Source organism: Flavobacterium sp. FG68, from assembly GCF_057808895.1.
This window is the reverse complement of sequence record NZ_JBMDIY010000002.1, coordinates 91845-105316: the sequence shown is the minus strand read 5'-3', so window position 1 is coordinate 105316 and position 13472 is coordinate 91845. Positions and strand designations below refer to the sequence as shown.

Here is a 13472-nt window from a genome sequence, read left to right as displayed (position 1 = left end):
TTAAAAATATTTATATGGAAGAAAATACAACGACTTTAGACATTAGAGCGATAAATGAAAAAATTGAGAGAGAAAGTGCTTTTATAGACCTTCTTACAATGGAAATGAACAAAGTTATTGTGGGCCAGAAACATATGGTCGAGCGTCTGTTAATTGGTCTTTTGGGTCAGGGACATATTTTACTTGAAGGAGTTCCTGGTTTAGCAAAAACTTTGGCCATTAACACTTTGTCACAAGCGGTTCAGGGTTCTTTCAGCCGTATCCAGTTTACGCCGGATTTACTTCCTGCCGATGTTATCGGAACCATGATTTACAACATTAAAGCAAACGAATTCTCTATTAAAAAAGGGCCAATTTTTGCCAACTTCGTACTTGCCGATGAGATAAACCGTGCTCCGGCAAAGGTTCAGTCTGCGCTTTTAGAGGCGATGCAGGAAAAACAAGTTACAATTGGTGATACCACTTTCAAACTAGATCGTCCTTTTTTAGTTTTAGCAACTCAAAACCCGGTTGAACAAGAAGGAACATACCAGCTTCCTGAAGCACAGGTTGACCGTTTCATGTTGAAAACTGTAATTGATTATCCAAAAATTGATGAAGAACGTTTTGTAATTCGTCAAAACTTAAAAGGAAGCTACGAAAAAGTAAATGCCGTAGTTTCTGTAGAACAAATTTTACGTGCGCAAGAAGCGGTTCGTGAAGTTTATATGGATGAAAAAATCGAAAAATATATTCTGGATATCATTTTTGCTACTCGTTACCCAGAGAAATACAAATTAGCCGACTTAAAACCACTTATCAGTTTTGGAGCATCTCCACGTGGAAGTATCAACTTAGCAAACGCTGCTAAATGTTACGCTTTCATCAAACGTCGTGGTTATGTAATTCCAGAAGATGTTCGTGCAGTTGTGCATGATGTATTACGTCACAGAGTTGGAATCACATATGAGGCTGAAGCCGAAAACATTACTTCTGTAGACATTATCAACAAAATCGTAAACGAGATTGAAGTACCTTAAAAAAATTTTAGATTTTAGATTGCAGAATTTAGATTTAAATCTGCAATCTAAAATAATCTAAAATCTAATATCTAAAATCTGCAATCCGAAAAATGGATACAAAAGAGCTTTTAAAAAAAGTACGGAAAATAGAAATCAAAACCAAAAGACTGAGCAATCATATCTTTTCGGGTGAATACCATTCTTCATTTAAAGGGCGCGGGATGACTTTCAGCGAGGTGCGCCAATACCAATATGGCGATGATATTCGTAACATCGATTGGAATGTAACCGCACGCTACAACGAAGCCCACGTAAAAGTTTTTGAAGAAGAAAGAGAATTAACCATGGTTTTAATGGTTGATATTTCGGGCTCTGAAGGTTTTGGTTCAAAAAGTCAGTTTAAAAAAGACATCGTAACAGAAATTGCTGCAACGATGGCTTTTTCGGCTACACAAAACAATGATAAGATTGGATTGATCTTATTTTCTGATAATGTCGAATTATACATTCCGCCAAAAAAAGGCCGTTCACACGTTTTGAGAATCATTCGTGAATTAATCGAATTTGAACCAAAAAGCAACAAAACAGATATTTCACAAGCCTTGAAATTTTTATCGGGAACACAGAAAAAGAAAGCGATTGTTTTTGTAATTTCTGATTTCATGTCTGAGAATTACGAACAGACTTTAAAAATCGCTTCTAAAAAACACGATATTACTGGTGTTCGTGTGTACGATATCCGTGAAGAAAAAATCCCAAATTTAGGAATGGTAACCATGCTTGACGCCGAAACGGGAAAAATTCAATTGGTAAATACAGGCTCAAAAACAGTGAGAATGAATTACGAAAAACATTATCAGGAACGCGTAAATTATTTCAAAGATATTTTCAGTAAATCTGGCGCTGGTGTTGTAAACACAAGAGTTGACGAAAATTATGTTACTAAGCTGTTAGGCTATTTCAAGTCACGATAAATATAATTTTAGATTGTAGATTTTAAATTTTAGAATTTTTATCTGCTCTAATTATTCAAATAAAAAATCCGCTTAAATCTGTGTCATTCGTGTTCCAATTTTAAGCATTCATTTTAGACTAAAATCTGAAATCACAAATCAAATGAAATTAAAGTTTTACATATTTTTATTTTTGCTTTCTACGGCTGTTTTTTCTCAAAAACAAGTCGAAACCAGCATTGATACTACCAAAAATAAAATTGGCGCCGAGTTTAAGCTAACGCTGAAAACGGTTGTAAATGCTAATTCGAAAGTTGTTTTCCCTAAACTAAAAAGATTTGGCCCTTTAGAGGTTATTCAGTCTTATCCTATCGATACGGTAAAGAAAAACGATACTTACGAATTAATCAAAAAATATGGATTAACTCAATTTGATTCAGGAAGATACGTGATTCCGAGTGTTCAAATTTTAATTGATAAAAAACCTTATTTCTCAGATTCTATTCGTGTTGAAGTTGCTAATGTAAAAGTCGATACATTACAGCAAAAAATGTATGATATCAAAGACATTACCGCTGCTGATGGCGGAATTGGCGATTGGTGGAAATACGTTTTGGCACTGGTTATTATTTTAGCAATTGGAGCCGGAATTTATTGGTACGTTAAAAAACATCAGAAGAAAAAAATCGAAGAAGAAGTTTATAAAACTCCTATTGAAAAAGCGACAAGCTTATTAAACAATCTAGAGTCAAAAGAACTTGTTCAAAAAGGAGAAATCAAAGAATATTATAGTGAACTAACGGATATTGCGCGTAACTATATTGAAGAAGCGATTCACATTCCAGCAATGGAAAGTACAACTTCTGAATTAATTCAGGCAATTAGAACAGCTTCGACTAAAAAGAAAATGACTTTAACGCCAGAAACAGTTGAGAATCTGGAACGCGTATTACGTCAGGCCGATTTAGTAAAATTTGCTAAATCAAAACCACTTGAATTTGAAATTACGGATGACAGAAATAAAATTCAGAAAGCAATTTTAACGCTTGACAATGCAATACCAACAGAAGTTCCGGCTGAAGAAGAAGATCAATTGCTAAACGAAGCGCAAAGACAAAAACAAATTCAGCTGCAGTTAAAAAAACAAAGAAACAAACGAATTGCCATTACAGTAGGTTCTGTTTTGTTTTTATTATTAGCAACTACAACTTTCTTTATTGCAACAAAAGGTTTTACTTATGTAAAAGACAATATTATCGGACATCCTACTAAAGAATTATTAGAAGGAGAATGGGTAAAAAGTGAATACGGAAATCCGGGCGTTATCATTGAAACTCCAAAGGTTTTAAAACGAATGGATACTCAAAAAATGCTGCCAAAAGAAGCTATGGCTTTGATTAAAGAAATGCAGCTTTTTATCTACGGAAGTATGATTGATAATTTTTATGTTACCGTTTCAACAAGCAAATTCAAAAACCCTGTTGATATTGATTTGTCTAAAGCTTTAGAAGGAACTTTAAAAATTATTGAACTTCAAGGCGGACAAAATATCATTGTTAAACAAGAAGATTTTCAAACCAATCAAGGTATACAGGGAATAAAAGGATATGGAACAATGAGCATTATCGATCCAAACAGTAAAACAAGTACAAAATCATATTACGAAATCCTTCTTTTTAAACAAGATCAAGGTTTACAGCAAATTATGATTTTGCATAAGGAAGGCGATACGTATGCAAACGACATTACAACCCGAATTCTAAATTCTGTTGAACTTAAAAAAGCAAGTAACTAATGAATAATCAGATCACTTTTTTAAATCCGGAATTCTTTTGGTTGTTTCTATTAATTCCAATCGCTATTGGCTGGTTTTTTTGGAAAAGAAATCAGCAGGCCGCTACATTAAAAATGAGTTCGACGGCAGGTTTTAAAAACAGCGAATCGTTGTTGACCAAATTAAAGCCTAGTTTATATGTTTTCAGGATTATCGCTTTAAGTTCACTGATTATTGCTTTAGCAAGACCAAGAACAGTCGACATCAGTAATCAGACCAAAACGACAAAAGGAATTGATATTGTAATAGCAATTGACGTTTCCGGAAGTATGCTTGCAAAAGATTTAAAGCCAAACCGTATGGAAGCTTTAAAAAGAGTTGCTGCTGATTTCGTTGAAGAAAGACCAAATGACAGAGTTGGTTTAGTTTTATACGCTTCTGAAGCTTATACAAAAACACCTGTTACAAGTGACAAACCAATTATTCTTGAAGCTATAAAAGGAATTAAATATGATACCGTTTTACAAGATGGTACCGGAATTGGAATGGGTTTAGCAACGGCAGTAAATCGTCTTAAAGACAGTAAAGCAAAAAGCAGGGTTGTTATTTTAATGACTGACGGTGTTAATAATGCCGGATTTATTGAGCCAGAAACTGCTGCTGACATTGCAAAACAATACGGAATAAAAGTATATACAATTGGTCTTGGTACAAACGGAATGGCTGAATCTCCATATGCTTATGCACCAAACGGCGGTTTTTTATTCAAAATGCAGAAAGTTGAAATTGATGAGCAGTTAATGAAAAATATTGCCCGCAAAACAGACGGAACCTACTTTAGAGCAACAAGCAACGATAGATTAGCTGAAATATACAGTTCAATTAACAAATTAGAAACAACTGAAATTCAGGAATTAAAATTCTACGATTACGACGAAAAATACAGAGTTTTTGTTTTACTCGCAGCATTTTTATTACTACTTGAAGTTGGTTTAAGAAATACAGTTTACAGAAGCTTCATTTGATTTGAAAAATCAAAAAATTACTCCCGATAGCCATCGGGACCAAATTCCAATTTGAAGTGGAATTTTAAAATCAGCTTTTTAGACAAACAACAGAAATTGGAATTTGGAATTTAGATTTTTGGAATTTTAAAATATTTATGGAATTAGACGAAAAAAAATATTTATATCTCTTACTATTACTTCCAATTGTGGTGTGTATTTTCCTTTTCAATATGTATTGGAAAAGAAAAAAACAACGTGAATTTGGAGATTTAGACATGGTAAAAAAACTGAGTCCGGACAGATCTGTTTTTAAACCTGTTTTAAAATTATCGATTTTGCTTTTGGCATTGGCGTGTTTAATTATCGGTTTAGTAAATCCGAAGATTGGAACAAAAATGGAAACTGTAAAACGTGAAGGAATTGATATCGTTTTTGCTGTCGACGTTTCTAAAAGTATGCTTGCCGAAGATGTCGCACCAAGTCGTTTAGAGAAAAGTAAACAATTGGTTTCGCAGATTATAAACTCTTTAGGAAGTGACCGAATTGGTATTGTGGCTTATGCAGGAAGCGCATTTCCGGTATTGCCAATTACATCTGATTATAGTGTTGCAAAAATGTTCCTGCAAAGCATGAATCCTGATATGGTTTCATCACAAGGAACTTCTCTTGATGAAGCAATTAGATTATCAGCTAAATATTTTGACGAAAAAAGCAAAACAAGCAAACTTATAATTTTAATTTCTGATGGTGAAGATCATTCTGAAGGTGCTTCGGCGGCGGCAGAAGAAGCTAGTAAACTAGGAATCAAAATCATTACGATTGGTGTTGGAACAGAAAGAGGAGGAACAATTCCGTTAAGAGAAAATGGTATCGTTAAAAATTATCAGAAAGATCAAAACGGACAAACTGTTATTACAAAACTAAATCAGGAAGGATTAAAAACTCTTGCAACCAAAGGAAAGTATGTTTACGGCGGAAATACCAAAGAGGTTTTGGAATTCATCAAAAACGAATTAAACAAGATTCAGAAAACAGAATTTGAATCAACACAAATGGCCGATTTTCAATCGCAGTTTCAATGGTTTATTGGTTTTGGACTCTTACTGTTATTTGTAGATATTTTCCTTTTAGAAAGAAAAACAAACTGGATTAAAGAGTTGAATTTATTCAACGAAAAGAAATAAAGATTCCGCTCGAAATTCGGAACAAAAAATAAAAAAATTAGAATGAAAAATTTACTTCTTTATATTTTACTAACGCTTCCTTTTGCAGTTTCTGCTCAGGAAAAAGACAAGACATTGCCTGATGCCAATGAAGAATATAAGCAGAATAAATTTACTGACGCCGAAGCTAATTATAGAATTTCGGCTTCAAAATTTTCAAAACGCGCAGCTGGCTCTTACAATTTAGGAAACTCGATTTACAGACAAAATCAGGCTTCTGAAGCAAAATACGCTTACGCGAATGCCATAAAAATCGCCAAAACAAGACCTGAAAAACACAAAGCTTTTCATAATCTTGGTAACGTTTTTATGAAAGAGAAAGATTATACGCAGGCCGTTGAAGCGTACAAAGAAGCTTTAAGAAACGATCCTACCGATGACGAAACGCGTTACAACTACGCTTACGCAAAACAGAAACTAAAAGAAAATCCTCCTAAAAATAACGATAAGAACAAAGACAAAAATAAGGATAAGGACAAAGACAAGGATAAAAACAAAGATAAAGACAAGAACAAGGATAAAAACCAAGATAAGGACAAGGATAAGAAAGACGACAAAGGCGATAAGGATAAAGATAAAAATGACGGTAAAAATGATCCGAAGAAAGACGACAAGTCTGACAATAAAGGAGAACCTAAACCGCAGCCCGGAGGAATTTCAAAAGAACGTGTTCAGAATTTATTAGATGCTGTAAACAACGAAGAAAAGAAAATTCAAGACAAAGTAAACGCTCAAAAAATAAAAGGAAATCCTAAAAAACCAGAAAAAGACTGGTAGGATTTTAGGTTAATCGTTTATTTTTTAATCTGCTATTCGGCAAAACTGTAACAATAAAACAGTAAAAAAAACGATTAAACAAATTAACAATTAAACAGTTAAACAAAAACTGACTAACAATTAATGAAAAGATATTTAATTCTATTACTGCTCACTTTTCAAGGGCTTATGGCTCAAGTTCAATTTGAAGCCAGAGTAAGCAAAAACACGCTTGGACTTAACGAAAGACTCCGTATTGACTTCATTATGAATGTCGATGGCGATAATTTTGACCAGCCTGCATTTGAAGGATTTAAACTTGTAGCCGGACCAAGCCAGCAAATAAGCCAGTCTTGGGTAAACGGCCGAAGCTCTTTTCAAAAAATATATTCTTATATTCTTCAGCCTGAAAAAAAAGGGACTGTTATTATTAAACAGGCTGCCATAGAATATAATGGACAGGTTTACAAAACGGCTCCAATAAAAGTTACTGTTACGAATGCAGTTGCACAAGAAAGAGATCCTAATGACCCTAGACAACAAGGCGCAGGCTCTGGAAACGAGTTATTACAATTAGTTGCAGAGGTTTCTAAAACAACTCCTTATGTAAATGAACCAATAACAGTTGTTTACAAACTGTATTTTAATGAAATTGGTGTTACCGGATTTAGAGAAATTGCTAAGCCAAAATACAACGATTTCTGGAATCAGAATATTGACATCACACGATTGGTAATGGAAGAAGGAAGTTATCAGGGCCAGAGATGTCATTATGTAATATTAAAGAAAGCCATTTTATATCCGCAAAAATCAGGCAGATTAACAATCGCACCTTTTTCATTAGATATTGGCGTGCAATTGCCAACAAATCGCCGCGATATGTTTGGCCAGATGATTATTGCTGAAGATAATAAAGTAGTAACAACAGGAGCCCGAACTATAAGTGTAAGACCACTTCCTGAATCAGGAAAACCAGAAGGATTTACCGGAGCAGTTGGTAACTTTAGTTTTAAAGTTACGCCATCCAGAACAACGCTAAAAAGCGGTGAAGGTTTAGATTTGCTTGTGAGCGCTTCAGGTACAGGAAACATGAAATTGTTTACGCTGCCAAAACCTGTTGTACCAAATGCATTAGAAATGTATGATCCGGTTCACGATGAAAAAGTAACTACTTCATTGTCTGGAATGTCTGGAAAAATATCCGATAAATACACTATTATTCCGCAATACAAAGGAAAATATGCGATCAAACCAATGACGTTCTCTTATTTTGATCTGAGTACAGGTTCTTATAAAACTATAACTTCTCCTGAAATTATGATGGATGTTTTAGACGGTCCGACTTTAGCGGAAGCAAATCCTTCGACAGCGGCTAAAAACGTAATTACTAAAACAGAACAATTCAAATATATTAAGTCAAAAACGACTTTAGCATCAATTGCTAAAGATGATTTTTACGGTTCAGATTTGTATTATGCTTTATTGTTTTTCCCTTTTGCCATTATTCCAATTATAATTTTGGTTAGAAAGAAAAAAGAAGCGATTGACAGCGATGTAACCGGAAACAGAATTAGAATGAACAATAAACTTGCGAAGAAATATTTATCGCAGGCTAAAAAACAGCTTAATAATAAAGAGGCGTTTTATATTGCTCTGGAAAAAGCGATGCACAATTTCTTAAAAGCAAAACTGCACATTGAGACTTCAGAAATGAGTAAAGATAATATTCAGGAACTGCTTTTATCAAGAAATTCAAAACCTGAAACGGTTCAGAATTTCATTAATCTGACCGAAAACTGCGAATTTGCACGTTATGCTCCAGCATCAAGCGCTTCGATTCAGCAGGATTATGATAAAGCTGTTCTGATTATTTCAGAATTAGAAAAACAAATCGTTTAATTTTTAACTTAAATTCAAACCCGACAGGTTTTTAAAACCTGTCGGGTTTAAAAAATTAATAATGAAAAATATATTATATCTCTTTTTACTAATCTCACAGGTTTTCTTTGCTCAAAGCAGCTTTGAAAAAGGAAATGCTTTGTACCAAAAGGGAGAATATCAGGAAGCTGTTCAGGTTTATGAAGATATTATTAAAGAAAACAAACAGCAATCGGCAGAGTTGTATTTTAATTTGGCAAACAGTTATTATAAACTGAATAAAGTTGCGCCTTCTATTTACAATTACGAAAAAGCTTTGGTACTAAAACCAAACGATCCTGAGACTTTAAACAACTTAAAATTTGCCAAAAAACTGACAATCGATGAAATCAAGGAAGTTCCGAAAGTTGGTTTTGCAAAACTGATTCAGAATTTTACGGGCATTTTCGATTATAATCAATGGGCTAAGATTTCTGTTGCCTTTGGTTTTGTTTTTTTGCTGAGTTTTATTGGCTATTATTTTTCACAGCTTACGATTACAAAAAGAATTTATTTCATTGGAATGTTTATTCTTTTGGTTGCTTTGATTTTAAGTGTTTTTGCTGGAATGTCTGAAAAAGACCATTTTGACAACGATCGTCCGGCAATTGTTTTTGCTGAATTAAGCGAAGTTAGAAGCGAACCTCAAAAAGCAGGTTCTGCTATTATCCTGCTTCATGAAGGAGCAAAAGTTTATGTTATGGAAACGGTTGGAAAATGGAAAAAAATCGAATTAACAGACGGAACTGAAGGCTGGATTGATGCTACAACAATTAAAGAAGTAAAATAAGGTTTCAAAAATTTCAAATAAAAAATCCCAAATTCCAACATAACATTGAAATTTGGGATTTTACTTTTTTTGGAATTTGATTTACCTATGTCGATCAACTTTGTGTAGACGCACTGCTGTGCGTCTCTACGATTTTGATTGTCAAAATATTCTTGGGCAAAAATTTATTTACAAACCTTTTCTCTACAATCTATATCCACCCCAGCATATTGTAGAGACGCACAGCAGTGCGTCTACGTCCAGCATATCGACAACAGTTGTATAAACACACCGTTTATTTTTCGAATTTTTCTTAAAACAATTAATATAAAAAATCTTTGTCGACAAACTTTGCGGAGACGCACTGCTGTGCGTCTCTACAGAATAAATTGTGCAAAAAAATCAAATAAAAAAATCCCAAATTCCAAGACAATAATTGGAATTTGGGATTTTTACTTTTCTTGGAATTTAAAATTAATTTACCGCATCAACTAATCGTACAAATTCTGCTTTGTATCCTTCATCATCATTTGCTAAACCAGATTTTGCTAGTTTTCTAATGTCTGAAGTTGACGAATTACTAATAAATTTAGAATCTCGCAATTTCAAACCAAACCAGGCAACAGCGATTGTAAATTTAAAATCAGAAGAACTATTATCTAATGAAATTTTTCGATTCGGAATTGTGTTTACGATTTCGATACTTTTATCACCATCAGGCTTTTTATAACGGAATTTAATCGTAGCCAGTTCATCACTGTAATTAGTTTCATCAGTTTTTACTTTTGTGTATTTTAAATCAGATGGAACATAATCGCTTTCAACACCCGTTGGAATAATTTCATAAAGCGCCGTTACCGTGTGTCCGCTTCCTAATTCTCCTGCATCGATAGCATCATTTTTAAAATCTTCGTCTTTTAATCTTCGGTTCTCGTAGCCAATTAATCGATATGCCTGAACATGTTTTGGATTAAACTCAATCTGGATTTTCACATCTTTTGCAATCGCAAACATTGAACCTTTAAATTCTTTTCCTAAAAAACGGTTTGCTTCCTGAATATTATCGATATAAGCATAATTTCCGTTTCCTTTATCGGCTAGAATTTCCATTTTACTGTCTTTATAATTCCCCATTCCGAAACCCAAAACGGTTAGAAAAACACCCGATTTTCTTTTCTCTTCAATCAGTTTTTCCATATCATCATCAGTCGATGCGCCAACATTAAAATCGCCGTCGGTTGCAATTACAACTCTGTTGTTTCCTTCTTTAATGAAATTTTCCTGAGCTAATTTGTAGGCTAATTCAATTCCTTCGCCGCCGGCTGTGCTTCCACCCGCGCTTAATTTATCAAAAGCATCCATAATTTCATCTTTTTCATCACCAGAAGTCGGTGATAAAACAACTCCGGCAGAACCTGCATAAACCACAATCGAAACTTTATCCTGCGGGCGCAGTTCTTTTACCAAAATTTTCATCGATTCTTTTAATAATGGCAGTTTATTAGGCTCATCCATAGAACCCGAAACATCAATTAAAAAAACAAGGTTTGAAGCAGGCAGATTTGTCATTGGAATATTTTTTCCCTGTAAACCTATTTTCAACAATAAAGAGTTTTTATTCCACGGACTTTCACTTACTTCGGTATTGATAGAAAACGGATTTTGTCCTTCTGGCTGTGGGTATTTATATTTAAAGAAATTCATCATTTCTTCGATACGAACGGCATCTTTAGGAACAGGCTGACCTTCGTTTATAAATCGGCGGATATTGGTATAAGATGCATTATCGACATCTATGGAAAAAGTAGAAAGAGGAGATTTTTGTGGAGACTCAAAAGGATTTTCTTCGAGTCCGGCGTAACTTTCAGTATTAGGATCTGAAATATTCTCTTCGGGAATTTCATCAGTTGTTGCAACAACAGTCGTGTCCATGTTCATTGTCTCTTCAGCTGCGGCGTCGTATTTTTTACAACTTAATACAGTAAGTAAAAGGAATGCTAACAAATAAAATGGTTTATTTTTCATTTAAAATAAATTTTAGGAATTAATAATTTGATTTTTTTCTTTCAAATAATAACTAGCATTCCGGATGTACTAAGAAAATTATCTGCAATTTCCGGCAATCCAAATTTGATGCCAAGATTCCTAAAAATTAAACATGAAGATATCTCACCATATAAGTGATATAAGGAAATTTAAGTTTGTTTGTAGTTAATTGATATTTTTATTTATAACAAATGTATCGACACCGTATATCGTAGAGACGCACAGCAGTGCGTCTACGTCCAGTATATCGGCAAACGTTGCGCAAACTTATAAAAATTCTGTGTAGACAAACTTTGCGTAGACGCACTGCTGTGCGCTCTACAATTTTGATTGTGAAAATATATGTTGGAAAGTTTATTGGAAATTGTAAACTTTCTCAGGCGTAACGCAATAATCTAATTTTATATCAGATTCAAAAATGTCATCGATTTGATTTACGGATTCGAAGAAAGAAAGACCAATTTTTATCGTTTCAGGTTTACAATTGGCTAAAAATTTATCGTAAAAGCCTTTTCCGTAACCAATTCTATTTCCAAAAACATCAAATGCCAAAAGCGGTACAAAAACAACCTCAATATTTTGAGTCGGAACAGGAAGTCCGTTTACGGGTTCTGGAATGTTATATTCGTTTTTTTTGATTTTGGTATTATCTGTCAATAAAAAATGAGTCATTTCCCTGGTTTCAAAATCGCTTTTTGAGATCACGATTTCTTTATCTTTTCCGGAAAGTAAATGCAGAATAAACTCGGTATCAATTTCTTTTTGCTCAGTAATTGGCAAAAAAACATGATAATAAATCTTATCCCAAATAGGCAGCTGAATTAAATTATTGGCTATAGCCAGACTTTTTTCTTCGATATCAGTTTCAGAAAGTTGTTTTCGAAGATTTTTATATTCAAGCCTTAATTCTTTTTTACTCGTCATCATTTACAGGAGAATTTTTAGAAATGTGATAAATCGCATCGCCTTCATAAACAATTGGCGAGTGGTTTGCATTAATAACATATCCGTCGTGCGGCGCTTTTACTTTTTGCTCAAACTTTCCAAACGGATCTGTAATAATAGCCAGGATAGTTCCTTTGGTTACAAATTTACCAACCATATTATAATCATGAAGCAAACCGGAACATTTTGCCCGAAGCCAGACTGAATATTTTATATAAATAGAAGATTCTAAAGCAGGCTCAACAATGTGTTTTGGATCGAGCATACCTAAATAATTTAGTAAACGCATTACTCCTTTTATTCCTTCATTGGCAACAGCATCATTTATATCAAGCGATTTTCCGCCTTCAAAAAGAAGCATTTTAATATTGGCTTTTTCACAGGTATTTCTAAAAGAACCTCCAATATTTTTGGAATATAAAGTAAAAGGAGCATTAAAAATATCAGCCAGTAATTTCAATTCCATATTATTTTCGGTAATTCGAATCTGCGGAACATTAAAACGGCTTGCACCGCCGGCATGAAAATCGACTGCATAATCTATAATGGGCAAAATCTGTTCTACTATATGATACGCAAATCGGCTGGCCAGAGAACCTTTTTTACTTCCCGGAAAAACCCTGTTTAAATCTCTTCCGTCAGGAAACTCGCGGGATTTATTCACAAAACCATACATATTGATAATGGGAATACAAATTATTGTTCCTCTTTGCGGACGATTTATTTTTTTGCTGATGATCTGCCGAACGACTTCTACTCCATTAATTTCGTCGCCGTGAATTCCTGCCGAAAATAAAACAACCGGTCCTTCAAGCTTGGAACGACGGACAATTACAGGAATATTGAGTTTTGTTGTAGTATGTAATCGCGCTATTTCGACGTTTATGGTTTTATGTTCTCCCGGCAAAATCGATTCGCCAAAAATAACAAGGGGCTTACTATTTTTCATGTAGAATTATAAAATCTAAATATAGAAATTATTCTTTTGATTTCGTAAATTTGAAACTAAATCACTGTTAAGCTTTTTTCAGGAACTAGAATGGTTTTTGAAAACGCTTTTCAACTATCTTCAGAAATAAAA

General features: G+C 33.9%; 11 protein-coding genes. 8 read left to right on the top strand and 3 right to left on the bottom strand.

From position 1 onward, the window contains the following. The first annotated feature begins 14 nt into the window (after positions 1-14). The 8 genes from ACODSB_RS01825 to ACODSB_RS01790 all read left to right on the top strand — a co-directional run bounded on the left by ACODSB_RS01825 (position 15) and on the right by ACODSB_RS01790 (position 9421). Positions 15-1019: an AAA family ATPase gene (locus tag ACODSB_RS01825; RefSeq protein WP_053473368.1), complete on the top strand. Its 1005-nt coding sequence runs from the start codon at positions 15-17 to the stop codon at positions 1017-1019. Between the two features lie 92 nt (positions 1020-1111). Further along, positions 1112-1975, top strand: a complete 864-nt coding sequence (locus ACODSB_RS01820; RefSeq protein WP_488935788.1) for a DUF58 domain-containing protein — start codon at positions 1112-1114, stop codon at positions 1973-1975. Between the two features lie 142 nt (positions 1976-2117). Further along, positions 2118-3749: a hypothetical protein gene (locus ACODSB_RS01815; protein WP_488935787.1), complete on the top strand. Its 1632-nt coding sequence runs from the start codon at positions 2118-2120 to the stop codon at positions 3747-3749. Beyond that, positions 3749-4753 carry a vWA domain-containing protein gene (locus tag ACODSB_RS01810; RefSeq protein ID WP_488935786.1) on the top strand — a complete coding sequence of 335 codons (1005 nt, stop codon included), beginning with the start codon at positions 3749-3751 and terminating at the stop codon, positions 4751-4753. Before ACODSB_RS01815 ends, ACODSB_RS01810 begins: the two co-directional genes overlap by 1 nt. A 137-nt stretch (positions 4754-4890) precedes the next feature. Then, positions 4891-5919 carry a VWA domain-containing protein gene (locus ACODSB_RS01805; RefSeq protein ID WP_053473372.1) on the top strand — a complete coding sequence of 343 codons (1029 nt, stop codon included), beginning with the start codon at positions 4891-4893 and terminating at the stop codon, positions 5917-5919. A 42-nt stretch (positions 5920-5961) separates the two neighbouring features. Then, entirely contained in the window at positions 5962-6735 is a 774-nt protein-coding gene (locus ACODSB_RS01800; protein ID WP_180855922.1) for a tetratricopeptide repeat protein, read from the top strand. A 123-nt stretch (positions 6736-6858) separates the two neighbouring features. Beyond that, positions 6859-8613: a BatD family protein gene (locus ACODSB_RS01795; protein WP_488935785.1), complete on the top strand. Its 1755-nt coding sequence runs from the start codon at positions 6859-6861 to the stop codon at positions 8611-8613. Positions 8614-8674: 61 nt separating this feature from the next. Further along, positions 8675-9421, top strand: a complete 747-nt coding sequence (locus tag ACODSB_RS01790) for a tetratricopeptide repeat protein (protein WP_053473375.1) — start codon at positions 8675-8677, stop codon at positions 9419-9421. Between the two features lie 453 nt (positions 9422-9874). Here ACODSB_RS01790 and ACODSB_RS01785 read toward each other — a convergent pair whose 3' ends face one another. From ACODSB_RS01785 to ACODSB_RS01775, 3 genes are all read right to left on the bottom strand, one after another. After that, entirely contained in the window at positions 9875-11425 is a 1551-nt protein-coding gene (locus ACODSB_RS01785; RefSeq protein WP_488935784.1) for a vWA domain-containing protein, read from the bottom strand. 375 nt (positions 11426-11800) lie between these two features. Further along, complete coding sequence (locus ACODSB_RS01780; protein ID WP_488935783.1) at positions 11801-12373, bottom strand: 5-formyltetrahydrofolate cyclo-ligase; 573 nt, start codon at positions 12371-12373, stop codon at positions 11801-11803. Then, positions 12360-13340, bottom strand: a complete 981-nt coding sequence (locus tag ACODSB_RS01775) for a succinylglutamate desuccinylase/aspartoacylase family protein (RefSeq protein ID WP_053473378.1) — start codon at positions 13338-13340, stop codon at positions 12360-12362. The genes ACODSB_RS01780 and ACODSB_RS01775 overlap by 14 nt, the downstream gene beginning before the upstream one ends. Positions 13341-13472 lie beyond the last annotated feature (132 nt).

Excerpts from the sequence above, each read along its gene's own strand:
- ACODSB_RS01825 (WP_053473368.1), top strand. The coding sequence starts at position 15 with ATGGAAGAAAATACAACGACTTTAGACATTAGAGCGATAAATGAAAAA.
- ACODSB_RS01795 (WP_488935785.1), top strand. The coding sequence starts at position 6,859 with ATGAAAAGATATTTAATTCTATTACTGCTCACTTTTCAAGGGCTTATG.
- ACODSB_RS01800 (WP_180855922.1), top strand. The coding sequence starts at position 5,962 with ATGAAAAATTTACTTCTTTATATTTTACTAACGCTTCCTTTTGCAGTT.
- ACODSB_RS01775 (WP_053473378.1), bottom strand. The coding sequence starts at position 13,340 with ATGAAAAATAGTAAGCCCCTTGTTATTTTTGGCGAATCGATTTTGCCG.
- ACODSB_RS01785 (WP_488935784.1), bottom strand. The coding sequence starts at position 11,425 with ATGAAAAATAAACCATTTTATTTGTTAGCATTCCTTTTACTTACTGTA.
- ACODSB_RS01790 (WP_053473375.1), top strand. The coding sequence starts at position 8,675 with ATGAAAAATATATTATATCTCTTTTTACTAATCTCACAGGTTTTCTTT.
- ACODSB_RS01810 (WP_488935786.1), top strand. The coding sequence starts at position 3,749 with ATGAATAATCAGATCACTTTTTTAAATCCGGAATTCTTTTGGTTGTTT.
- ACODSB_RS01780 (WP_488935783.1), bottom strand. The coding sequence starts at position 12,373 with ATGATGACGAGTAAAAAAGAATTAAGGCTTGAATATAAAAATCTTCGA.
- ACODSB_RS01805 (WP_053473372.1), top strand. The coding sequence starts at position 4,891 with ATGGAATTAGACGAAAAAAAATATTTATATCTCTTACTATTACTTCCA.
- ACODSB_RS01815 (WP_488935787.1), top strand. The coding sequence starts at position 2,118 with ATGAAATTAAAGTTTTACATATTTTTATTTTTGCTTTCTACGGCTGTT.
- ACODSB_RS01820 (WP_488935788.1), top strand. The coding sequence starts at position 1,112 with ATGGATACAAAAGAGCTTTTAAAAAAAGTACGGAAAATAGAAATCAAA.